This is a genomic window from Candidatus Leptofilum sp. (assembly GCF_965223525.1).
In the GTDB taxonomy this organism is placed as follows: domain Bacteria; phylum Chloroflexota; class Anaerolineae; order Promineifilales; family Promineifilaceae; genus Leptofilum.
Window position 1 is genome coordinate 1,022,640 of the sequence record NZ_CBDCWX010000005.1, and the last position, 24,200, is coordinate 1,046,839.

General features: G+C 52.8%; 20 protein-coding genes. 7 read left to right on the top strand and 13 right to left on the bottom strand.

Features of this window, described 5'->3' with window-relative positions:
• Positions 1-21: 21 nt before the first annotated feature.
• From ACOQPM_RS09855 to ACOQPM_RS09865, 3 genes are all read right to left on the bottom strand, one after another.
• Positions 22-159, bottom strand: coding sequence for a hypothetical protein (locus tag ACOQPM_RS09855; RefSeq protein ID WP_420629085.1), 138 nt, complete (start codon positions 157-159; stop codon positions 22-24).
• 10 nt (positions 160-169) lie between these two features.
• Positions 170-1,765 carry an ABC transporter substrate-binding protein gene (locus ACOQPM_RS09860; RefSeq protein ID WP_420629086.1) on the bottom strand — a complete coding sequence of 532 codons (1,596 nt, stop codon included), beginning with the start codon at positions 1,763-1,765 and terminating at the stop codon, positions 170-172.
• A 74-nt stretch (positions 1,766-1,839) separates the two neighbouring features.
• Positions 1,840-3,138, bottom strand: coding sequence for a peptidase MA family metallohydrolase (locus ACOQPM_RS09865; RefSeq protein WP_420629087.1), 1,299 nt, complete (start codon positions 3,136-3,138; stop codon positions 1,840-1,842).
• A gap of 149 nt (positions 3,139-3,287) precedes the next feature.
• Between ACOQPM_RS09865 and ACOQPM_RS09870 the strand changes: the two genes are divergently transcribed.
• A complete protein-coding gene (locus tag ACOQPM_RS09870; protein WP_420629088.1) occupies positions 3,288-3,902 on the top strand; it encodes an NYN domain-containing protein in 615 nt (204 codons plus the stop codon).
• 98 nt (positions 3,903-4,000) lie between these two features.
• Here the strand turns inward: ACOQPM_RS09870 and ACOQPM_RS09875 are convergent, their stop codons facing one another.
• The 6 genes from ACOQPM_RS09875 to ACOQPM_RS09900 form a co-directional block, all read right to left on the bottom strand.
• Positions 4,001-5,788, bottom strand: a complete 1,788-nt coding sequence (locus tag ACOQPM_RS09875) for a hypothetical protein (protein WP_420629089.1) — start codon at positions 5,786-5,788, stop codon at positions 4,001-4,003.
• Between the two features lie 100 nt (positions 5,789-5,888).
• Positions 5,889-6,074, bottom strand: a complete 186-nt coding sequence (locus ACOQPM_RS09880; protein WP_420629090.1) for a Flp family type IVb pilin — start codon at positions 6,072-6,074, stop codon at positions 5,889-5,891.
• 25 nt (positions 6,075-6,099) lie between these two features.
• The gene (locus ACOQPM_RS09885) at positions 6,100-6,534 is read right to left on the bottom strand and encodes a Flp family type IVb pilin (RefSeq protein ID WP_420629091.1); all 435 of its coding nucleotides are present in this window, start codon (positions 6,532-6,534) and stop codon (positions 6,100-6,102) included.
• 75 nt (positions 6,535-6,609) lie between these two features.
• Positions 6,610-8,169, bottom strand: a complete 1,560-nt coding sequence (locus ACOQPM_RS09890) for an HD domain-containing protein (protein WP_420629093.1) — start codon at positions 8,167-8,169, stop codon at positions 6,610-6,612.
• Positions 8,170-8,207: 38 nt separating this feature from the next.
• Positions 8,208-9,110 (bottom strand): class I SAM-dependent methyltransferase, encoded by a 903-nt coding sequence (locus ACOQPM_RS09895; RefSeq protein ID WP_420629094.1) that lies wholly within the window; start codon positions 9,108-9,110, stop codon positions 8,208-8,210.
• Positions 9,111-9,131: 21 nt separating this feature from the next.
• On the bottom strand, positions 9,132-9,758 hold the full coding sequence (locus tag ACOQPM_RS09900; protein ID WP_420629095.1) for a hypothetical protein: 627 nt from the start codon (positions 9,756-9,758) through the stop codon (positions 9,132-9,134).
• Between the two features lie 317 nt (positions 9,759-10,075).
• Between ACOQPM_RS09900 and ACOQPM_RS09905 the strand changes: the two genes are divergently transcribed.
• Positions 10,076-11,317, top strand: a complete 1,242-nt coding sequence (locus ACOQPM_RS09905; RefSeq protein WP_420629096.1) for an NYN domain-containing protein — start codon at positions 10,076-10,078, stop codon at positions 11,315-11,317.
• Between the two features lie 118 nt (positions 11,318-11,435).
• Here the strand turns inward: ACOQPM_RS09905 and ACOQPM_RS09910 are convergent, their stop codons facing one another.
• Both ACOQPM_RS09910 and ACOQPM_RS09915 read right to left on the bottom strand, forming a co-directional pair.
• Entirely contained in the window at positions 11,436-11,888 is a 453-nt protein-coding gene (locus ACOQPM_RS09910; RefSeq protein ID WP_420629097.1) for a pyridoxamine 5'-phosphate oxidase family protein, read from the bottom strand.
• Positions 11,875-12,465 carry a UbiX family flavin prenyltransferase gene (locus tag ACOQPM_RS09915; protein WP_420629098.1) on the bottom strand — a complete coding sequence of 197 codons (591 nt, stop codon included), beginning with the start codon at positions 12,463-12,465 and terminating at the stop codon, positions 11,875-11,877. The genes ACOQPM_RS09910 and ACOQPM_RS09915 overlap by 14 nt, the downstream gene beginning before the upstream one ends.
• 218 nt (positions 12,466-12,683) lie before the next feature.
• On the opposite strand from ACOQPM_RS09915, the gene ACOQPM_RS09920 reads away from it, so the two are divergent.
• Both ACOQPM_RS09920 and ACOQPM_RS09925 read left to right on the top strand, forming a co-directional pair.
• The gene (locus tag ACOQPM_RS09920; RefSeq protein WP_420629099.1) at positions 12,684-13,646 is read left to right on the top strand and encodes a 3'-5' exoribonuclease YhaM family protein; all 963 of its coding nucleotides are present in this window, start codon (positions 12,684-12,686) and stop codon (positions 13,644-13,646) included.
• Between the two features lie 21 nt (positions 13,647-13,667).
• Positions 13,668-14,327, top strand: a complete 660-nt coding sequence (locus ACOQPM_RS09925) for a hypothetical protein (protein WP_420629100.1) — start codon at positions 13,668-13,670, stop codon at positions 14,325-14,327.
• Between the two features lie 7 nt (positions 14,328-14,334).
• Here the strand turns inward: ACOQPM_RS09925 and ACOQPM_RS09930 are convergent, their stop codons facing one another.
• Complete coding sequence (locus ACOQPM_RS09930) at positions 14,335-16,491, bottom strand: ArnT family glycosyltransferase (RefSeq protein WP_420629101.1); 2,157 nt, start codon at positions 16,489-16,491, stop codon at positions 14,335-14,337.
• A 166-nt stretch (positions 16,492-16,657) separates the two neighbouring features.
• Here ACOQPM_RS09930 and ACOQPM_RS09935 point away from each other — a divergent pair, with 166 nt between their 5' ends.
• A complete protein-coding gene (locus ACOQPM_RS09935; protein ID WP_420629102.1) occupies positions 16,658-17,812 on the top strand; it encodes a hypothetical protein in 1,155 nt (384 codons plus the stop codon).
• Between the two features lie 67 nt (positions 17,813-17,879).
• On the opposite strand, the gene ACOQPM_RS09940 is transcribed toward ACOQPM_RS09935, so the two are convergent.
• Positions 17,880-18,179, bottom strand: coding sequence for a stage V sporulation protein S (locus ACOQPM_RS09940; RefSeq protein ID WP_420630526.1), 300 nt, complete (start codon positions 18,177-18,179; stop codon positions 17,880-17,882).
• Positions 18,180-18,873: 694 nt separating this feature from the next.
• Between ACOQPM_RS09940 and ACOQPM_RS09945 the strand changes: the two genes are divergently transcribed.
• Together ACOQPM_RS09945 and ACOQPM_RS09950 are read left to right on the top strand one after the other, a co-directional pair.
• Positions 18,874-21,513, top strand: a complete 2,640-nt coding sequence (locus ACOQPM_RS09945) for a DEAD/DEAH box helicase (RefSeq protein ID WP_420629103.1) — start codon at positions 18,874-18,876, stop codon at positions 21,511-21,513.
• Positions 21,514-21,884: 371 nt separating this feature from the next.
• Positions 21,885-24,185 carry a COR domain-containing protein gene (locus ACOQPM_RS09950; protein ID WP_420629104.1) on the top strand — a complete coding sequence of 767 codons (2,301 nt, stop codon included), beginning with the start codon at positions 21,885-21,887 and terminating at the stop codon, positions 24,183-24,185.
• The last annotated feature ends 15 nt before the right edge of the window (positions 24,186-24,200 follow it).

Genomic DNA, 24,200 nt, shown 5'->3' on the forward strand with positions numbered 1-24,200 from the left:
TGGTACAAACAAACCACCTCGTCACCGATTGCCTCGCCCAACATTATCGCAAACCATCATTGCTGGCACGCGCATAGGCAATTGGGCGAGGCGGTTGGAGGGGAACGGCCGTCTGGTTTGCGGAAGATCGAGGCCAACCGCCTCGCCCCTACCACACACCGTTCACCGTTTACCGATTTACCGAAACGCGGTGCCATTGGCGAACGCCCATAGGGGTGAGGACGTACCCGTCCAAATCGGGGCTGATGAGGGCGGCTTGCAGGCTGTGGCTAACAAAAACCACCGGCGCGTCAGCGACGATGCGTTGCTCAATTTCGGCGTATTGCGCCAGGCGCATGTCTACATCTTCCTCAATTCGTGCCTGCTCCAGCAGCATATCCACTTCAGAGTTAACATAACGCCCGACGTTTTGCCGCGAACTGCTATGGTACAAAATGTCGAGGAAGTTTTGCGGATCGGGGTAGTCGGCGCACCAGCCGCTACCGTAAATATTGCCTGCGTTGCCCGCGTACAGCTCATCGTAATAAATGAACGGATCCACGACGACGGGTTGGATGGTGATGCCTAACATTTCTTGCCAGAGGGAGATTACGGCCGTTACATATCCCCCCACATCCCCATACCCAGACGTCGTGTAGGTAAGCGTCGGGAAAGTGTTGCGGTCTGCATACCCTGCCTCGTCCAAAAGCTGGTTGGCTTTCACCGGATCGAAGGCGTAGCCACGGGCAGGGTCACTGCTGTAGCCCGGCATTCCCGGCGGTAAAGAGCCAGTCGCCACCAAAGCATCGCCGCCGGAGAAAGTGTCAATCAGTAGTTCTTTATCCAGCGCATAGTTAAAGGCTTGGCGCACCTGCACGTCGTCAAATGGGGCAATTTGGGTATTGAGGCCAATCGTCGAGGTGCAAAGGCTGACGCCTAGCTCAAGCTGATCGTGCAGCCTGTTGTTAGGGTCTTCTACGCGATCCAGATTGGCCCCGCCAACACCAACCAGATCAATGTCGCCTTCTTCGTACTGCGCCAGCGCCAGCCCCGGTCCCAAATCATACACAACGTGGCGTACGCGGGCTGGTTCCAGATAGTAACTGTCGTTTCGTACCAGAACGATCTCTTCATTATCCTCCCAATTTTGTAGGCGGAAGGGGCCGGTGCCGTTGGGTTCGTATTCCCAGTTGCGCCTGTCTACCGTCTCGCTATCCACCACAAAGGCCACTGGGTAAGCCAGCTTCTGCAAAAAGTAGACGACTGGGGCGGTTAGCTGCACTTCCAGCGTGTGGTCGTCAATGGCCCGCAGGCCGCTAATTTGCTCTGCCTCGCCATCGATCACCGCCTGAATGCCTGCGATGTCGCCGAGGTAGGTTTGCACAGTGTCGGAGCCGGTGTCTGGGTTGGCAGCCCGTTCCCAACTAAAAATGACGTCCTGGGCAGTGAACGGCCGTCCGTCATGGAACAGCACATTTTTACGCAGGTAGAAGGTGTAGGTTAGCCCATCCTCACTCACTTCCCATCCGGCGGCTAGCTCTGGTTGCACCTGCAAATCAGTATCTAGCATCACCAATCCAGAGAAGATGTGGCCTAACGCGCCGTCGGGGCCACCCAGCGTTTTGGCGGGGTCCAGCGTGCGCGGCTGCCCACCGAGGAGGAAAATTGCGTCGTCCCGGTCAATATCGGCACTTTCTTGCAGCAATTGGGGCGTGCGGCTTACAAGTTGACAGTTGAGGAGTGAAAGAGAGAGAAGAATGATGATGAGTGCTTTTTTTAGGAACACAGAGTTACACGGAGATGTCACAGAGATGCACGGAGAGTTCTCCGTGCGTCTCTGTGTTCCGCTTTTTGGTCTAATCATTTGCGCCTCCTGGTTACCAGACCAAAGCCAACCAGCAGCACGGGGAAGACGGTGAGGTTGCAGATGCCACCTGTGGGGTTTCCCGTTGGGGTTGGTGGCACGGCCGTAGCCGCAGCCGCCGGTTCAGTGGGTACAGATTCCGGCAAACCAAATGGTTCGATGGTGGGGATGGCTTGGGCAGAAACGGCCGTTGGCGTGGGCGGAATATCACGCGCAGGGAGATTTAAACTTTGCCGCCATTCTTGCTCTAATCCATCTACATTAAAACCGTAAACCGCTTCCAATGCCTCGTCGTACCCTTCGCCCTCTGCCAAAGTAAGCAACAGCGACTGCATCTGCTCTTGGCCGTATGTTTCCAGCAAAAACTTCACCACGCTGTAGCTTTGGCTGTAGGCAATGCCCGCTTCTGGGCCATGTGCCGAAAATGCCCCGTTCAGGCTGCGTACCGGCTCAAAGCTGTTGTTTTCAATGCCATTGGCAATGTCGGATTGAACCGTTTCGCTCGGTTCGCCTTCGGCGTAGACGGCCAGCCCCTCATTGAGCCAGGTGGGGCGACTGCCGCCGACGCAGCTACGACCAAACTCACCAATCACCAAATGAGCCAGCTCGTGGCGCACGGTAGGTACGCCCCAGCTTTCGGCAATGCGCGGCGGCACGCCGATGAGGATAATGTTGTAATCGCTAAAGGCCACACCGCCTGCCCACTCCTGAATGTATAGCACCGCGTCGCGCATGTCATCCGATTCGCCGTAGATAAAAAGCTGCACTTCGTTGTCTAGCGTGATGCCCATCTCGTTTTGCAACTGGTCTAGCCCGGCAACGGCAGCATCCAGCAAAATCGGCCCTACTTGGTCACCTTCATACCAATGAAGGCGAATGTTGGGCGCAGTGACCGTTTGCCACTCAAAGCGTTCATCCACAAAGGTGTGGCTTTGCTCATCTGTTGTGGTCACGTTGCCGCTGCTGTCGGTGATTTGCCATGACCAGCGCAGCGTCGCCCCTGGCGGTGGATTGCCAGAGCGAACCATTTCCCAGGTCCACTCTGCTTCGTTGCCGTCCAGGGGGATGGGAACGGCCGTATTTGCTTCCAAACAGCTCGCCCGATCCACCTCATAAACCAAATTGACCTCAGCCACGTCGCCAGCATCGGCCACTTCCAGTTGGAACGTCACCGACTGCGGAAAATCCACCTGCGCCTCGTTGCGTGTGACGGTGATGCTGCTTTGCGTCCATGCAGTCTCAGCCCCCCCAAATAGCCAGCCAACAAACAAAACTGTTATTGCAGTACGAACCATCAAAATCGCACCTCTTTTCATCAAATACAACAAATACTTCCTCCTATTGATTCAATATGGTATAATCTTGGCATATCCCCCCCGGTAGCTTCGGCGAAAGGGTGCGAGGCCGTCCTTTGGGCGGCTTCTGTGTTTCTCTGGAGGGCTTCTTGAAAGCAATTGTTTATGTTGACGGTTTCAATCTTTATTATGGTGCATTAAAAAACACACCTTATCGCTGGCTAAACATTAGAAAATTGTGCCAGATTATGCTGCCAAGAGATCAAATTAGCCAGATCAAATATTTCACTGCGCTTGTTAACCCACGCCCAACAGACCCAAACCAATTGACTCGCCAACAAACTTATTTGCGCGCCCTACAAACCATTCCAAGTCTTGAAATCATCTTTGGTCATTTTCTGACCCACGAAATAATGATGCCGCTTGCACCACCTAAAAGTGGCTACGTGAAAGTCATCAAGACCGAGGAAAAAGGCTCTGATGTTAACCTGGCTCTGCATTTATTAAGCGATGGATATAAAAATGCTTACGATGTCGCTGTTGTTGTGTCTAATGACTCTGATCTTCTTTTGCCGATTCAGTTTGTAAAGAAAGAATTAGGCAAAAAAATTGGCTTGCTCAATCCACAGAAACATCCTAGCAAAGTTTTGATAGCCAATGTTGATTTTGTCAAAAATATTCGTAAAGGTGTTCTTTCAAAAAGTTTGTTTCCAAAGAGGCTATCTGATTCCCGTGGCTCGTTTATGAAGCCCGCCACTTGGTAACCACACCGACGAGATATGAAACTCACCATTATTTTTCTCAGCAGATTTCGCAGATTAGCCAGATTTTTCATCTTATAAATCTGCGTAATCTTTGATGATTAACTTTGCCGACGGCCGTTCCACCACCAGCCGCCAATACCCAAAACCAACAACCCCGCTGCGCCAAGAATAACTGGCAAAGGGCTATCGCTGGTTGCTTCCTCTTCCGCGATGGGTTCTTGAGTTGAAACGGCCGTTGGCGGCAAAACAGCAACTTCTGTGGCAGGTACGGCCGTTTCTGTCGCCTGCTCCGTCGCAGTGGCGGATGGCGTGTTAGTAGGCGTCGCTGTCGGCGTGCTTGTTGGTGAGGGGTCGGGGGTTGGCGTGTCTGTCGGCGTTGCTGTGGGTTCTTCAGTTGGCGTTTGGGTGGCCGTTGCCTCAGGCGTGGGCGTTTCCTGCGGTAACGCTGTCGGCGCATCGGGATCAACCGTCGCAGTGGCCGCTGGTGGATTTTCGTCCGCAGGTGGGCCACTGACAGGCGGTGGCGCAGGCGCAGAACCACCATCCAGCGACTGCACCAGATAGTAAACGGGGCCACCAATCATGCAAAAATCCCCGGCCGTCTGGGCGCAAATCGCCCCCGGCACCGTGACGGTAAAGACACCGTTGTTGGCTGAGATAGTTTGCCTACTGCCCCACATGTCTACGAGAACGGCCGTGCTCGCCTCAGCCACTACCTCCACCGTTTGCGGTGCAGGCAAGCGAGAGAACAGCACCGTCGTAGCGTGCGTTCCCTGATCCAGTCGAATCTGCCCCCAATGCCCCCAATGCTCCCGCTGAATGCCCTGCATCCCCGCCAAATATTGCACCGCCACCTGGTACGTGGTGAACGCCGGGCGGCGGGAGCCATCCATCCGCAGCAGGCCAAACGGTTCTGGATTGGCGGCTACGTCATCTGGCGTGTCTTGCATCTTGTAGATGGCAATCCGCTGCGCCCCCGCCGCCATCCCCACCGCAAACACCTGCGGAATAAACGCCGCCTGCTCTTGCTGCGTTACCAAAAACGTCCAGTTGGGAACAGGCCAAGCGGGGTCGTCTGTGGGTGGTGCGTTCGTTTCCACCAACCAAACCGGCTTCCAGGGAATGCCCCGACTGCCGACTGCCCCGTAAAATTGCTGGATGATGTTGAAAATCGAATCCGGCTGGAAGTACAAATGGGCAGTAAGGGCATCGAAGTAATAGTTGTGGTCTGGCGCAGCGGGGTCGGCCACCACAACATCCAGAAAATCGTAAATGTAGTTGGGGTTCCAGAAGTAGGTGAAGGCGCTCAGGTGAATAGTGCTGTTGGGGTTCACTTCTTTAGCAGCCAGATAGGCCGTCCGCTGAAGCTGGAAGAAATCTTGCACGGAGCCGCCCCAGGTGTGCCCTGGCGCGTTGGGGTCGTTGACGTCCGGTTCGTTCCAGATGATCCAGTGATTGATACGGCCGTTGTACCTACCAACCGACTCGCGTACAAAATTGGCCCAAGTGTTGTTTGGGTCTGTATGCGGCAAATGCAAGCCGCGCGGCAATTCACCCTCCCGCGCCCAATCAGGGATGCCGATCAGCAAGCCAACAACGGTACGCCCGGCGGCAATTTCGCCATTGATTTGGCTATCGCTCACGCTGGCTGTCCAGGTGCCGGGGCCGCCCGCTTGCACTTCGGCCCACTGAAAACGCACCCGCGTCCAGGCTGCGCCGAGCGCGTTGGCCTGCCCCGGATTTTCATAACTTTCGATGACGCCAAAGCGGTAATCAACCGGTGCTAGAGCTTGCTTCTCAATAGGGGCCGCTACACCTTTTTGCGGCGCAATGGCTAACAAGTTCAACACAAGTAGACATAATAAAGTAAGTCGTTGTGGATTCATGCTGCAAGTTTACCGAGGGGAAGCGGATTGTGGCAAGCAGACGCTGGTACATAAAGAAGTTCAACTTCTCGGAGAAGTTGAACTTGTAATAAACCACCAGCTAATTACAGATGGAAGTGCCACAAATGCAGTTACCACAATAGGATGGCTCCATAAGCTGACTGAAAATATTGCCAATCTGCGGGCCTAATAACGTCAATACGCCCATCACGACAATAGCAACTAGCACCAAAATGAGGGCGTACTCGACCAACCCTTGCGCGATCTGGTTTTGATTTGTGAACATGCTCCCTCCAGCAAATGTTCCGAATTTAGTTTTGAGCTGGATATGAATCTGACATGCTGTTGCCACCAGCGGCCGTTACGGTAATGGTTCCTGGGTTGGGCCCGACGGCCGGAATGGTGATGGTGCAATTGGTATTGCAATTAACCGTGCCAGATTTGCCGCTCTGGGAATCTACGGCCGTTACATCCACCGCCGCCGACACCTGAATCTGTACCACCACATCTGAGCCGCCCCGCAAGGCAGAAACCGAGGTAACGTTCCCGGTTGGTGGCGAGCCTCCTCCACCGCCGCCCCCGGAGGAAGTAGCTACGCCCAAACCATCTACCACCCGACTAAACACGTTCCCCACTTGGGGCCCAAGCAATGTTAAAATGGCAATGACAATGACCGCCACCAATACCAAAATGAGGGCATACTCAACCAATCCCTGGCCTTTATCTGGAAGATTTTCTTGTTTCATTTTTCCAACCTTTTCTCGATGTTTGCTTAGATTTTTGGAAAATTCTCTAACAAAATCACCCTGCTGTTAACTGATCTAAAGCCCAAACTTAATGTCGGGAACGGCCGTACTTTCTACCACAAAATCACGGGCAAAAGCAGTTTCCATCAGCGACGCGGCATTCCGTTCAGCTTCCCACAACTCCACAGCGGGATAATCATCTGCTATGAGGGTAAGACGAAGGATGGTATCATCCCAAACGGCCGTTACATCATCCACATTCGCATTTCGTCCCCGCTCTAAAAACTCTGCCAGGCGCAAAATGGCTGCCAGCCCCAACAAAATCTCCTCGTCACCTTTGTCTAGAAGCGAGGTAAATCCATTTGACGATGGCTTCCCCTTGCGATGATACCGTGTTAGCAAAGCAATTAGTGCGGTCTCACGCGGCGAAAACCCCGGCAAGCCGCTATTTATGATCAGCGTTTGCGAATGTTTGTGATGATCATCGTAGCTGATAATCGTGCCTAAATCGTGCAGCAATGCGGCCGCATCCAGTAGTTCACGCTCGGCCGGGCCATACCCGTGCAAGGGAGCCAACTGGTTAAACAGGCGCGTTGCCAGGTAGCGTACGTGGCTGGCGTGTGCCTTTTGGTAATTGTACACCCGTGCCATGTTCAGCACGCTAAAGCGGCGCACGTTAGCCACCACCGGGTAATCCAGATGCTGCCAAAATTGCTCCAAAAATAGCCCTTCACGCAAGCCATTCTTGGAAATAGTAACAGCTTCAACTTGTAGCCGATCCATCACCTCTGCCAAAACCAACGCCCCGGCAAAAATAATGTCTGCCCGGTCTCGGCTCAGGCCAGAAATTTGTCGCCGCTCAGATACCGGCAACTTCTCTAGTAACTGTACCGTCTCTTGCACCGACGCCCGACTCAAAACAAAGCCATGAAGCGTATTAAGTGGATGGTTTTGGCGCGCAGCCTCAATCTTGGCCAGGTTGCGAATGGTGCCGCCCAATCCAACTAAATGTCGGTGTGGTTTTGCCTGCTTTTTCTTTAGCCAGGGAATGGTGTCCAAGTGGCGACCAATTTGCTGTTTAAGCACTGTCACATCGGCAAATTCAATGGGGTCTGAACAGACAAACTGCTCAGTGAGTGCCAACGCGCCAAGCGGTACAGAAGCTCCTTCCTGGTACCGATTGCCGCGCACTTTGCTAACCTGGGCGCTGCCGCCACCAATGTCTATTACGTAGCCATTGCCCAACTGCACTTCATTAAGCGCGCCCAGCGTGCCGTAATACGCCTCGCGTTCGCCATCCAGCACCTGCAAATCGAGGCCAATTTCTTGGGAGACTTTTTGTAAAAAGGCGGGGCCATTGGCGGCATCTCGCACGGCACTGGTGGCGGTGGGAATGATGTGATCAACGGGGTAGTTGTCGCAAAATCGTTTGAACAGGCGGAGGGTGAAGAGGGCACGGGCAACGGCCGTATCGCTTAAACCAGCGTCTGTCATTCCTTCACGCAGCCGCACCACCTCCCGAATTTCATCTTCCAAGCGGTAAGCATAACCGGGTACCGCGTTGAGAATAACCAGCCGGGCAGTGTTGGAACCGAGATCAATGACGCCGATGCGTTGAGAATTGTTTGCAATCATTTGTTGACCTTATACAACAACGGTTGCATTGTACCATATCAGACGGGTTCTTTGAAGTCGTAGAGGTTATCTTCGACTGCCCATTGGCGCTGGCAGTTGGAATTGGGGCAAATGAGACGGCCGTCTACCGGTTCCGGCAAGGCAGTTTGGCAATGGGGACAAGCAAAGAAGGTGGTGGGAGCGGCCGTTTCGCCTTCACTGGGATGCTCAATATCCACAAACACGCTGGGGCTAAGTTGCAGCCAGTTGCCCGTGTGCTGCATCAATGAATCTAGCCCAGCCAGTAGGCGAGTCGGCACAGTTCGTTTAATCACACCTATGCGAAAATGCGACACGGTGAGCATCTTCCCCGGTTTGAAGCTAGCTGCGGCTAACTGCTGGCGAATCCAGCGAGGGTGAAAATCAAAATTGAGGGCCACAAATTCAATTGGCTCTAAATTTAATGGCGACCAATCCTGGCGGCGCAGGCCGTAGCGCAAAATTGCCTTGAGGTTTTGTTTGTTGGCAAATTCCAGGATGTAACGGCCGTTTGGCCGGGCAATGCGGGCTAGCTGTTGAAACAAAGCCGGCACGTCGGCTGCATGGTGCAGCGTGCGAATTTGCACCATCGTGTCGAATAATCCAGCCACAAAAGGCATCTGGTACCAGTTACCTGCCACGTACACAAACCGCGGATCGTCCCCCAAATGGGCTTGGGCTTCCCGCAGCAGCGAGCGAGAGTAATCGAACAATACCACTTTTTGGTAGCCTAGATATTCATCTGCCAAACGGCCGAATCCGGCCCCGATTTCGATGAGCGTTCCACCAGTTGGCGGCATGAGGCGGCGCAGGGCAATGCGCTCAACCTGGTCTTCATAATTGCGCCCCTGCCCTTCCCAAAAGCGGGTGCGGTAGTCGGAGCCTTCGTAGTCACAGACGGGAGGCGTGTCGGTGTTGTTCATGTGTTAGTGAAAACAGGTGGGTTAGCGAACGGCCGTGTCTGGCGGTGACGGTGTTGAGCCAGCTTGCCTTACGCGGGTAAAAAGCTCATCATTAGACGATGGCAACCCTTTTATCAACTGATCCAGCGGCTCAAACAAACCGCGAAGCACGTTAAATGGTTCCCCCAAATCAGTATCTTGCAGCGGAATTTGCACAGGTACGTCCATTTGCACTGGGATTGTCTGATCAACGCCCACGTCCAAGTCTAGGGCCACTGGCAACGGCAAGCCAGCCGGCAGTTCCAGATTCACGTTTCCGTTAATTTGCCCACCGCCCCCAGGCAACGTAAATTGTGCGGGGATTGTCAGGGGAACATTTTCCACCAGAACCACTTCGGTTTCTTCTTGCAAGGGCAATGTAAAGCTGATAGGCATTGTGGTATCCAGCGAAATTGTTTGGGAAATGGTTGCGTTGCTCATATCCACAAAGCTGTCGCTCAGTCCGCCCACCAGGGGCTCTGCCACAGAATCCACAATTGGCAAGATGAGGGGGGCAGCTACGAGAAGCACAACCAGCAGCACAAAATTCATAATAAACGAAAAGATAATGGCAAAGGTTTTAAACGCTTGCCACGGTTTTCCTGACCAAGCCCATTTATTGCGGTCCATTGTGTACCTCCGAACCCACTTTGGGTAACCTACATTAGATTTTGTAATCGGCCAAAGTTAATAGTTGAATTTGCAGGCTTCATCCTACCGATTACTTGACATAGTATTAGTACATTATGGTAACATGGAACGAAGAATTAGTAAAACGGCCGTAAGTCATGGCAACCTTTTCAACAAATTTTTGGCAAACGGCCGTTTCCTACTTTAACCATTCTCCAACGCCAATTGGTTTCCCGTGAAACAATTGCGGGAATGTTTGAATCAAGTAGAATACAAAAAGCCTAATATCTTACCTTCGAACAAGCCAAATTTTATTCATGTCTACCCAATCAAACAGACCAGAAAAAGACACGCCCCAACTTAGCCAATCCCCTAGCAACGATGTTGCCATTTTGCTCGACTTAGACAACCTCGTCATTGGTGCTAAGCAAATCAATCTAACCTTCGATGTTAATTTAGTGCTGGCGCATATCAAGAAATTGACAAACGGCCGTATCGTCCTGCGTAAATCATACGGAGATTCGCGCCAGGATCAGCAGCTCATCCGCGAATTGGCCACGGCTGGATTCGACACCCGCAACGCCGTGCGAATCAACAGCTTCAGCAAAAATCTAGCCGACATGCAAATTGTGGTTGACACCATGGAAACTTTGCTAGACGGTCAAAACTTCAGCACCTACGTTCTCATGACCGGAGACCGAGATTTCACTCCGCTTGTTCAAGCACTACGCAAACGGGGCAAGCAAGTCATTGGCATGGGCGTTAAGCACACCACTAGCCAAAGCCTGGCCAACCTGTGTGACCAATACATTTACTACGAAGATATCGTGCCTACACCAGAGCTAAACGAAGCCCAGGTCAAAGATTTATTGGCCAAATCACTGCAGCAGCTGCTGGCCAATAATGAACGGGTGCGGGCTAGCGTGCTTAAGCAACATATGTCAGATGGTAGCCACGGTGCTTTTGACAAAAGTAGCTACGCTGAAGGAAGCTTCCGCAAATTTCTGGAGTCTCACCGAGACTTGGTAAGCGTCGAACAGGTAGAAACCACTATCTACGTCAAACGTCCCATAGCTCAGAAGAAGCCGTCGGTTCCTCTTCACATTCGCTACCGTCGTGAGCTAAAAAAGCGGCGGCTGCGCGTAGTGGAACGTGAGATTCGCTTCACTATCATTAAGGACCTGATTCATCTGCTATCCTCGAATGACCAGATTCGCTGGCGCGAACTCATTGACATAATGGCCGACAGTTACAAGACCAATGGTCATAAAATTTCAAAGAATGCCATTAACGCTGTTTTACTTACGGCGCGTCAGGCGCAGGTGATTCATACGCTTAAAGACAAATCACTTTCAACCGCTCCCGTCCTGTTAGAAGTTAAAGGGCCAAAAGCGTATCAGGAATCTGTGATGCGATGCGATGCGATATACGTGAAAGGAATTCTGGACTTGGCGGAGGAGTTTGACGAGACGGAAGCAGCTCTGGCACTTCATTATGAGCCTAAATATTCTAATTACATCAAAACGCTTATAAAGAATTTTGAGCGGCTAGGCATGTAGAGTAAATCGCAGAAAGTTTTCGGATGAAAAAGGAGCCATTGCTCTGCGGTTTACTCAGGTAAGCGGCCAAAATCATGGCTCGCTAATTTCAAGAACTTCTTGCTGATTACAAGAAAAGTTAAAGCGCGACTTCATCACGGTGGCCTAATCCCAAACTATTGTCAATAAAATAAAGACGCTCTGGCCGTAAACAATACCAGTTTACCTTTGCCAGGGCGTTTTGCATTCTTGCATCGGCGTTGGCCAAAAACGGGTATTTTTGCAGGTAGCGGGCAATGGATGTTTCCCGTGAAACATTCATCAATAAGGACACTTTTCCCTCTAACTGAATTCCTTTGATTTGCTGCCAATCCTGGTAATCTTCTTGAATGGTGGCGGCAATATGGGGAACGGCCGTAAAATTCCGCACATGCCTCGTATGCCCTGCAGATAAAAATACCAGGTCAAAGCCATCATTGACGTAAAAAACGGCCGCTGCCCATAGACCTTCCGCGCCATTTGTAGCCAATGTCATGACCTGATGAGTTGCCAGGTAATCCAGTGCCAACTGCTTGGGGTCACGCTGCGTCACGGCTGGCCTTCCCTCCTTGCCAACGTGTGAATAAATCTTGCGGCAGCTCAATCTCCAGCAAATCAAGTACCCGATTGACCGTCTGGTTAACGATGTCGTCAATGGATTGTGGGCGATGGTAAAAGGCGGGCATAGGCGGTGCCAAAATTGCCCCCATCTCAGTTATCTGTACCATGAGCCGCAAATGCCCCAGGTGCAGCGGTGTTTCACGGGGAACCAGCACCAATCGCCGACGATCCTTTAGCACCACATCGGCCGCCCGCAGCAGCAAGTTGTCGCTAAATGAGTTGGCAATGCCTGCCAACGTTTTCATCGAGCAAGGGATTACCACCATGCCCCACGTTTTGAAAGAACCAGAAGAAACGGCCGCTGCAATATCCCTAAACCGGTACGTCACATCCGCCAACTGCATCACATCCTCAGCAGTTAAATCAGTCTCCAGGCCGATGGTGGTGGCTGCGGCCGTACTCATCACCAGGTGCGTTTCTACATCTGGCAAATCACCCAGCAGTTCCAGCAAGCGAATACCATAGATGACGCCGCTGGCTCCCGAAATCCCCACAATTAATTTTTTCATGACGCCTCCACACGTTTTGGTATCTTTTCATTTTAGTATAGGTAGTCAGAAAACCAAATTCCTCTTACAATCGCCTTCTATAATTTTGCCAAAACCATTACCTTGAATGAACTACCCTGCTGCAAGCAGACGGGGTATCAAAACCGAAAAAGATTTTATTCGCCACAAGTGGCGGGGTATTCAATCCCTTTAGGGTAAATCAAATTTGAGAGGCTTTTGTGAAATCATTTTTTGTTACCAATATCAAAATCGGGGACGAGTTGGAAAATGAACCGTTCCTCATTCAAGATTCTATTTTGCGTGAGACGAAGGATGGACGGCCGTATCTACTAGGCTCTCTCCGCGACAACACTGGGCAACTTTCTTTTGTCTACTGGGACATCCCCAGCTACACTGAAAGTTGGGTCGCTACCGGCAGTGCCGTACTGGTTACTGGCCGCGCAGTGCGCTACAAAGACGCCCTGCAAATCAACGTCACGGACATGAACCAAAACCAGGAACCTGTTCTGGCGGATCTATTGCCAGCCAGCCGCCGCCCTCGCGCCGAAATGTTAGCAGAGCTAAACACACACATCCGCAGCCTGGGGCAGCCCTGGCAGCAGTTGGTAACGAAGCTGCTCTTGGAAGAAAAATTTTTGGCACTTTTTGCCGATGCGCCCGCCGCCCGCAATATGCACCATGCCTACATTGGGGGCTTGATGGAGCACACGCTGAGTATGGCCAAAATAGCAAATCAGTTGGCCAGCCATTACCCATTTGTCAATCGGGATTTGCTGCTGGCAGGCACGTTGCTGCACGACATGGGCAAGACGATTGAGTACGACATCAGCAAATCGTTCAGCTTCTCGGAAGACGGCCGTCTGGTAGGCCACATTACCCGCGCCGTCGTCATGGTAGAAAAAGCAGCCATAGAGCTGGATGATTTTCCAGAAGAGGATTTGCGTCATCTGGTGCATCTCATCGCCTCACATCACGGCACGCAGGAATGGGGTTCCCCCATTGTGCCCAAAACGCTAGAAGCGATCTTGCTGCACCAAATTGATTTGCTAGACAGCCGCGTCCAGGGCTTCTTTGACCACCTGTCTAATGACAACGGCGAAGGCGACTGGACAGTCAAAAGCAGCTACATGTTCAACACAGAACTTCGCCGCCCCGACGGTTTCGACTGGCAATCTAGCTAAAAATCCATAAACGATAATTATATGCGGCCTTACAAATTTCCAAAAAAGTTAATCGCGCTTTTATCATTTTGGATAGCTGTGTGGTTATGGATCACTTTAACGCCAACACTGCCTATCTTGGCTTGTTTACCTGCGGGGCGATTCAACTATACCGTAACAGAAAGAACCCATGATGCAGAATTGGTGTTTGAGGGAACGGTTCTAAAAACAAATGATTTGGATAGCACAGTTGTTGAAGGAGATTTTGGCAACATTGGTGCCGGGAGCAGAACATCCACTGGCAGCTATGGAGCAACAGTCGCAGTACATCAATATTTCAAAGGTTCTGGACCTGAAATAATTGAAATTGAGGGCTTCGGTTTGGGTGGGAGCTGTTTGTCATCAGTATTTCCTGGAAGCAACTTCATCTTTTTTGCAAATGGTAATCCTTCTGAAATATTGACCGCCAACTATTTGGGAGTTTATAGTGCCGTTGAAGAAGCAAATGCAGCAACCATTGCTGAAGCAATAAAGGCAACTGGCCATCTGCCTGTCGAAATCCAACATTCTCTCAAATATGATGCTATCCTATTCTTTTATCGGTTCTGGCCTTTCTTTGCTTGTTTGATGCCAATTGCTTTTATCTCTCTGCTGTGGTGGCTAATTCGGAGAAGAAAAGCTCGACAGAAGTTGACAGGATAATATCTGGCTATGGCTCTATGCGGTACACTGCGTAAAGTAGTCGGTTGTTTTCGTCGCGGATTTCTTCGTAACGGCCGTTCTCCCACGCCTCTTGTACAAATCTCAATTCATCCAGTCGCTCTGGCAAAAAGATCATCATTGTTGGCTGAGTGATCTGCCAATCTGGTGGCGCAGTTAATGGTTCAACCAGATCAACAGCCTGCACATTTGGAGCCAAATACGGAATGGTCGCCAGGCTGAAATAGCCCATGCGCGGGAAGCCAAAGAAATATACATCAGGCGTTTCTGGTTCGTCTTGCAGGTCATACGCAATTTTTGTAGCCACCACCGTGTTATCCCCACCCAGCGTGTACGATTCATACAGGCTACCAAAATAAAATGTTATGTCAATTAACACAAGCGCGATGAGCAGAACGGCCGTTCCCAGTCCAACCCATTCTCTGCCCGCAGGCCAAAACTGCCGTAACCAGCCGCCCACCAAACCCAGCGGCAGCGCCACAAGTACCATCACTGATGGCAGCGCCAAAATAAACCGCTGCGAAGCTGGCGGGTCCTGACTAAACCCACTTAGAAAAATAACGGAGAGGATAGGCAGCAGCAACAAACCAAAGCGACCATCCAGTCGCAGCACGCCCCAAATAAATCCTAGCAAAAACAGGCTCGCCGCCATTGGCAGCAGCAGCGGCACGCCCGGCGCATACAGCAACTGTAATGGTTCGTGAGTAAACCCCAACGCCGCTTGCCCCATTTGGCGCAACACAATCACCCCTTCGCTTACGCCTGCTGCGGCGGCCATATTGGTCATCCGCTCGCCCATGATGGTAACACGGTTCAGCGGCGCTTGGAACTCAGCCCAGTGGGTTGCAAAATAAATCCCCAACGGTAGCACGGTAACAACGGCCGTTCCCGCACAAAGCAGCATATTCACAAGTTGCTGTTGCCATTGCACGCGCCGTCGCCACCACAGCCCCGCTAGCCAAATGAGTAGCAACAGCGGCAGCACCCGCACCGACACGTAAAAATATTGCCCCAGGCCCAGCGCAACGCCAGCCAAAAGCCACGGTAGCCGCCGACCCGTCCGCCAGCCAAGCCACACCCCAGCCAACACCAACGCCACAAACAGGCTGTCCCAAATATTGTTCAGCCCAATCCTGCTCATGTGAATGTGATAATGAGACCCCATCATCAACAATGCGGCGGGAACGGCCGTTCCCCGGCCAAACATCACCCGCGCCAAAAAGTAGGTGGCCACCACCGCCAGCACGCCGCCCAGCGCCGCAAAATAGCGCACCGCCTCAATCGTCTGCCCAAACAGATCAATAAACACGCTTTGCAGGGCATAGTAAAAAGAAGGGAACGAAAACCAGCCGATGGTAAACCAGTTATTTGCCTGCCCCCGTACAAACAACGCCGCGTGCAGCCCGGCCGAGCCTTCATCGCCAGAGAAGGTGTTGGGAAATTGAGTAACGGCCGTTCCCCGCAACAACCACGCCCCAACAATCAATCCCAGCAACAACCACCACTCCCACCGTACCAGCCCCAAATCGCGCCGCAGCCAAAAACGGTACTCCGTCAACGGCACGCCCCCCAGCAGCATAAAGCCAATTGCCAACAGCCAAGCCACCACCGACACATCCCAGCGGTGCGCCAACCACAAATCTCCGGCCGCAAGCCAGGCCAAGAAAGTCAGCAAAACGGCCAGCAGCAGCAACAGCGTCTGCCAGCCCACCACGCCCAGCCGTTGCCCAAGCTGGTGCAGCCGGGCCGATACCCAATCGCTGGCCAAACCATCGGGGCGAACGCGACTGCCAGCCCACAAAAAGAGTGCGCCGCCCAGCACCATAACGCCGCCCACGGCCCAACGCGCCCCAATGGGCAGATGGGCAAACGCGAGCTGCCCCAACACAACCAGCAGCAGACCGCCGCCCAGCATGGTGGCAATCAGTTGGCGATGCGTTTGTGGGGTTAGCGTGGGATTTTGTGGTGTAGGCTCTGTAGGTTCAACCGCCTTGAGCAGATCGGTGCCAGCTGAATCTACCCCCACATGCTGCCGCCAACGGCGCAGCAGCAGCCACCCAATCAGCAGCAACAAGACCCCCAACCACAAAAAAGCCAGCGTTGTATTTGGCGCATCAGTTATCACAATGTGAGCAATTATCGGCATCTGCTAATTTTACGCAATACGGCCGCTACCTCTGGGAACCAAAGAGTGAACCCCAAGCTGAACACGCGTTCAGCTTGGGGTTCACCAGGGCAAACCACTTTTTGCTGCATCTTATCATTCCGTAGCAATTGTATTTACCTCTGCCAATGATAAAATCCTCCGTGCTATGGAAAAAGAAACCAAACAGCTTGTCCAAGCCATCCACGATGCCCCAGAGCGCATTGTCCTCGTCGCTGCCGGGGCTGGCACCGAGGCACTCTCCAATCTATTGGGCGTTCCCGGCGCGACCCGCACCTTGCTAGAGGCGCTCGTCCCCTACAGCACCGCCGCCTTCGATGAGTTTCTGGGCAAGCCACCCGCAAAATACGTTACCGAAAGAACCGCTCGCCTGCTGGCTGGCCGGGCCTTTACCCGCGCACGCTGGTTAGACGCTGCCAACCATCCTGTCGTGGGCGTTGCCTGCACCGCCACCATCATCACCGACCGCCCCAAGCGCGGCGAGCATCGTGCCTTCATTGCCATCTGGCAGCCGGATCTTCTGGTGGAGTACGGCATTCATCTCAACAAGGGCTTTCGGAACCGATCGGGCGAAGAAAATCTAGTTAGCCGCATCATCCTCAACGGGCTGGCCGAGGCGATGGCTTTGCCCCACCGATTGCCGCTGCCCTTAACAGCCGCAGACCGACTTGTGGTGTCTACGCATCATTTTGGGCAGGCGGCCCGTCAGCTAAATTTGGGTGAGCGTGCGTTTTTTGGGGTTCGGGCAGACGGCCGTATCCGTCATAAACATGTCAACTCACAGGCGCTACTCTCTGGCGCGTTCAACCCCCTGCACGACGGCCACCTGGAACTGCTGCAGGTCTCTGCCAAGCTACTCGGCCATCCGGTTGCCTTTGAAATATCAGCAAAAAATGTGGATAAGCCACCCATCTCCCCAGAAATGGTGGTGGCGCGCATTGCCCAATTTGCCGGACGCTGGCCCGTGTATGCCACCAACGCACCCACCTTTCTGGAAAAAGCACGGCTGTTTCCCAACACCATCTTTGTGATTGGTTTTGATACGGCCGTGCGCGTTCTTCAGCCCCGCTACTACCAAAACAGCATCACGCGACGAGATGCCGCCCTACACGAGATTGCGAACCAAGGCTGTTCATTTTTGGTGGCTGGTCGTCAGGATAAAAATGGGATTTTCCGAGATGGGGCACAGCTTAACGTGCCAGAGGAATTCCAGCAGCTATTCCGGCACATTCCAGCAGAGGCGTTCCGCAAAGATATTTCGTCTACAGAATTAAGGGCAACGGGGCAGCGCGGCAGCCGTTAACCTATTGCAACAAAAAAGGGCTTGATGTCTCCCAACACCAAGCCCCTTGTAACCAAACCAAATTATTTTACGACGCTTGATTACGTGGCTCAACCACTATGCGAATGGCTGTTCGTTCTTGGTCGTCAATAGAAACTTCTACAAATGACGGGTCACAAACGATATCAACCCCCTCCTCGGCCAGGTACCCTTTGGCAATGACAATTGCTTTTAGAGCCTGGTTGACGGCACCGGCTCCGATGGCCTGTACCTCTGCCCGATTGACTTCCCGCATGACACCAGCGATGGCACCGGCAACAGCGGCCGTTCGAGATCGAGCAGAAACTTTGATGACGTTCATGTTAGGCCTCCAAGATGTCTCGTCAATGACCCACTTTCAGGTTCATGTCAGAGTGTAGTGCTCAGGATGACTAAATTCTCTCAATACATTAGTAAGTTGTCAAGGATAACAGTACCCCCAATTCCTGGCAAAAAAAGGAGCCCCCGGAAAAATGCTCTTTAACTTTGCTTTTTGCTAAATAGTTAGCACTGTCGTTTCATAACCCATCCCCCAAATATTCGGCAGCCCCGGTACATTTACCCATATACAGACCTCTCACTTTTGCGCCTCAGCCACTTTTTGGTGTCAAATTGCAATAATATTGTGGATAAACGGCCGTAAACTGTGGAAAACTGATCCCAGATGTGGAAAACTCCAGTTGTCATAAATTTCACAAAAAGAAACTATTCCCCAGATATGGGGGGCATACTGAAGTCCTGGGCTATATACACATTTTGACCAAAATGGGAAACAACCGTGATAAATCCCAACAAATCCAAATTTATACAAAGAATTCCCCAACCACTGAAAAGACCTTTTGGTGGTTTTTCAGAAAGATATGGGTCAGCCCCGGAGAATAGCCGAAGATATGGGAACTAAAAAGAAATGTACACATATCCCCAGCCCCTACGACTACATACTAAAAATAATATTGATAAGAATAATCATCTGAATAACTTCTTTAATAACAGAAACTGATCCATAAACCTGACAGGTCTTTAACCAACGCTATAATCTTTATATGTCACTTGCTGAACTGATTGCCTCTTTGCGAATGAACCGAGACTTTATGCAGAATGTCGTCGCCTGGGAACGCATCCCGGCACGGCCGTCTGCCACACATCCCCTCACCTTGCCCCCACAAATTATCAAGGCACTGCAGCAGCGGGGGATTGACCAGTTGTTTACCCACCAGGCTGCGGCGGTATCAGCCGTTTCCCAAAACCAACACGTCGTCATTGCAACCACCACAGCCTCCGGTAAATCACTCTGTTACACTATCCCCGTTTTTCAACGCTTGCTAGAGCGACCCAACGCCCGCGCCCTCTACATCTTCCCCACCAAGGCACTGGCGCAGGATCAACTCGCCGAAACCCAGGTGCTCATCGGTGCGGGCAATCTGCCGTTTGAAGTATACAGTTACGACGGCGACACGCCCCGCAGCCAGCGCACGCAGGTACGCCGCGCCAATGGCATTTTGATTACCAATCCTGACATGCTCCATGCAGGCATCTTGCCTTACCATACCGGCTGGCGCAATTTGCTGAGTAATCTGGAATTTGTTGTGCTGGATGAGATTCACGCCTACCGGGGCATCTTTGGCAGCCACGTAGCCAACGTGCTGCGTCGCCTGCAGCGCCTGTGCCAATTTTACGGCAGCGAACCCCAATTTATTTGCTGCTCGGCCACCATTGCCAACCCCCAAGAACATGCAGAACGATTGGTGGAACGGCCGTTCCACCTCATCGACGAAACGCAAAATGGCGCACCCAGCGGCGAGAAGCAGTTCATTTTGTACAACCCGCCCATCATCGACGAGACGCTAGGGCTGCGCGGCAGTTCCGTACTGGCCGCGCGGGATGCTGCCAGCACCTTCCTGGCCTCAGACATTCAAACCATCGTCTTTGCCCGCGCCCGCCAAACGGTAGAGCTGCTGCTGGCCTACCTGCGCGACGACGTGGTTTACCAAGGTGGCGAAGAACTGTCCGTGACGGGCTACCGGGGCGGCTATTTGCCGCTGGAGCGTCGCCAAATCGAACACGGTCTACGCAACGGGCAGATTCGCGGCGTGGTGGCGACAAACGCGCTGGAATTGGGGATTGATATTGGGCAGCTAGATGCGGCCGTCATCACTGGCTACCCTGGCTCGATAGCCTCGATTTGGCAGCAGGCGGGCCGCGCCGGGCGACGCAACGACCAGTCCGTCGCCATCATGGTCGCCAACAATAGCCCCCTCGACCAATACATCTGCACCCATCCGCGCTACATTTTTGGCAATTCGCCCGAACATGCGCTCACCAATCCAGACAATTTACGCATCATGGTGCGCCATCTGCTTTGCGCAGCCTTTGAGCTACCCTTCAAGCAGGGCGAACCGTTTGGCGGTTTTGGCGACGCGACCCCACTGCTGGAAGCCCTGCGCAACGGCGGCGATTTGCACGAGACGCGGGATCAGTTTCATTATGTGGGGGAAGGCTCGCCCGCAACGGCCGTTTCCCTGCGAACCAGCGGCGATGATACCGTCGTCATTCAAGCCCACGATGAGGACAGCGTGCAGGTGATTGGCGAGGTGGATTTGGAAACCGCCCCCGTCATGGTGTACGAAGGCGCGATTTACATGCACCAGGCACGCACGTATTTGGTGGAGGAATTTGATTGGAACGGCCGTATCGCCCACGTCCGCCCCATCGAGGTAGATTACTACACCCGCGCCAGCGTCGGCAGCTCCATCCGCGAGCTGAACCCGCTGGAGACGGCCGAAGAAACCATCCTCACGCAAAGTCGCAAAGCCGAAGGGACTAAATCCAAAAAATCCGCGCAATCCGTGGCTATTCTCCGCGCCTGGGGAGACGTTACCGTCGTGACCAAGTCCACTGGCTACCGCAAAATCAAGCGATACACGCACGAGACGCTGGGCTTTGGCGAGATTGAGTTGCCGGAGATGGTGCTGGAAACCAGCGGTTACTGGCTCATCTTCTCCGATGCGTTGACGGAGCGACTGTACGATGCGGGCATTTTGCTGCGACCCAACAACTACGGCCCCAACTGGCAGCAACAGCGCCAAATTGTCCTTGCCCGCGACAACCACCGCTGCCGCAACTGTGGTGCGGAAGGCCGCAAAGACCTGACAGGTTTACAACCAGACGAAGCTCAGAGCGAGTCACCTCAAAAACCTGTCAGGTCTGTTACGCTACACGTTCACCATATACGGCCGTTCCGCGATTTCAACTACATCCCCGGCCAAAACGACCACTACAAAGAGGCCAACCAGCCTGAAAACCTGATCACCTTGTGCCCAAGCTGCCACAAGCAGGCCGAAGCTGGGCAGCAGGCTCGCTCCGCGCTGGGCGGGCTGGCCTATGTGCTGCGTAACCTCGCCCCGCTTTACCTCATGTGCGATCCCGGTGACATTGAGGTGGTTGCCGAAAGCCGCAGCCCGCTTACCAAAGCCCCCACGATTGTGATTTACGAGTCTGTAGCAGCGGGGGTGGGCTTTAGCCAGCGGCTGTTTGAGCAGCACCACGACCTGCTGCCCGCTGCTCTGGAGCTAGTCAGCGACTGCCACTGTCGCGACGGCTGCCCCGCCTGCGTCGGCCCCCCCGGCGAAATCGGCCCGGACACCAAGCAAGTTACCCAGCAGCTTCTAAAAATGCTGACATGATAAAAAGCGTCAAAACCTGAAATTGTCATTCTGAGCGGAGTCTTCGGAGCGAAGAATCCCTCCAATGAGGGTGAGATTGAGCGATTTCTGGGGTTAGAGGGATGCTTCGGAGGACCTCAGCATGACAATTGAACGTAAAAGTGCCAGTCACTGGGCAGAACGATCTTGGTCATTACGGATCGTGTGCCCCGTGACTGGCACTTGGGAGACGCGACGAAACCTCCCGCAGGTTTACGCCAGAAGTGTGTTTGCTTACCAAACCTGCGGGAGGTTGGGTACAGGCGAAGCAATTGTGTAAAATGGAACCAAAATTTTGCCAGACAAGCGGGACGCACCTGCCAGATGCACCCACCTAAAACACGAGGAACCCCATGGCCAACTATAGATACAACAACCCCGATGATGCTTACAAAGAAGCACAGCGCCGCATAAAAATAGTTAAAGATGAGTCAGCCACCGAACTTACCTTGAACAATTTGGGCTTAACGGCCGTACCGCCCGAAATTGGGCTGCTGACTGAGTTGAATGTTCTTAAGCTCAAAGATAATAAGCTAACGGTCGTTCCGCCTGAAATTTGGCAATTGACGAAACTTAAGAGCCTTTGGCTTGAGGGCAATCAGCTAATGGCCATATCATCCGAAATTGGGCAATTGACGGTATTGACGAAACTTTTTCTTTATGATAACCAACTAACAGCCTTACCGCCCGAAATTGGGCAATTGAGAGCATTAGATTTGCTTTCTCTTCATAGAAATCAGCTAACTACTATTCCGCGCGAAATTGGTCTGTTAACAAGTTTAGAAGAGCTTTGGCTGCCAGATAATCAGATAACATCCATTCCCCCTGAAGTCACAAAACTAACAAAGCTAAGACGGCTTAGACTAGAAAACAATCCCGACTTGCCCATCCCGCCAGAGATTGTAGCACAACATAATGCCCAGGCTATCCTTGATTATCTGCGTGAACAGCAGAAAGTGTCCGCTCGTCCGCTAAATGAAGCCAAGCTCATCCTTGTTGGGCAAGGGGGCGTGGGCAAAACCTCCCTTGTTAAGCGGTTACTGGGGCAAGGCTTTGACGAAGCTGAAAGTCAGACGGAAGGGATCAACATCGAAACCTGGTCGCTGGATGTCAATCGAGACCAGCAAGGTGTTGTCCCTATCGCCCTCAATATATGGGACTTTGGCGGGCAAGAAATTATGCACGCCACTCACCAATTTTTCCTCACCAAGCGCAGCCTCTACCTGCTCGTCCTTGACGCTCGCCAAGGGGAAGATGAGGGGCGCGTGGAGTATTGGCTGGCGCTCATCAACAGCTTCGCCCCCGACGCCCCCGTCCTCATCGTCATCAACAAATCAGACCAGCACCATCTGGATATCAACCGGCGCGGCCTGCAAGAAAAATATCCGGCCATCAAAGGCTTCATCCGCACCTCTGCCCGCAGCGGCAGGGGCATTGATGAACTCAAAACAGAAATCGCCAACATCCTGGCTACGATGGAGCATGTAGACACTGCCTTTCCCGCTAGCTGGATGCAGGTAAAAACCTCGCTTGTTGCAATGCAAGCTCAGCGTCATTTTCTTCCCTACCATGAATACGAAGCCCTCTGCTACCAAAATGGCATTGAAGAAGAAAGTAGCCAAACCACGCTGGTTCGCTTCCTCCATGATTTGGGTATTGTTCTCAACTTCACCGACGACGACCGCGTCCGCGACACCAGCGTTCTTAACCCCAACTGGGTTACGGAAGGCATTTATACCCTGCTCAACAGCGATAAATTGCAGAGAAAGCACGGTATTCTGGCTCGCAATCAGGTGCGGAACCTGCTGCCCGGCGACGAATACCCAAACCAGCAACGCCGCTTTTTGCTGGACATGATGCTCAAATTTGAACTGGCCTTTGGCTTGCCGGGCGGTCAAACGCTCCTCATCCCCGATCTCATCAGCAAAGAGCAGCCTGCCTTTGAATGGGACGACGCCAACGCGCTCCATTTTGCCTACCAATACAGGGTTCTCCCGCGCAGCATTTTGCACCGCTTCATGGTGCGCCAACACCAGCGCGTGGACGAGAAAATCCGCTGGCACACCGGCGTCATGCTCCACCATGATGGCTTCGCTGCCCTCGTCAAAGCAGACATCAAAGCCGCCACCATCCGCATTTCCATTCTCGGCGGCGGAGATCGGCGGCAATTTCTTTACAGTCTGAGGCTGGAATTTGCAGGCATTCACGACACCATTCAGGGCACCAAGCCGCGCGAGGTCGTGCCCATCCCCGGCCATCCAGACGCGCAGCCTATTGATTATGCCTACCTGGAGCAGCTAGAAGAAAAGAAGATAGACGTGATTCCCTACCCTGGCAAAGAAGGGAAAGTGATTATGCTGGATGTGCAGCAACTGCTCAACGGCGTCAGCACGTCAGAAATGCGGCAGGCAGGCATCCCCACCCGCCGTGAGGTTTTGTCTGCTCTGAAATCAGCGTTTGATGAAAATGAGTTTCACGATTTGCTGTTTGATCTGAAAATAAGGTCAGGATCGTTGGTGGGTAATTCGCTGGATGGCAAGATGCGGGAATTGGTGACGCTTGTGGAGCGGGAGAGCCGTTATCAGGATTTAGTCACCGAGGTGGTTGGCAAACGGCCGCATCTCTTCAACGAATCCCGCCGTTCCCACACCTAATCTTGTAGGGGCAGA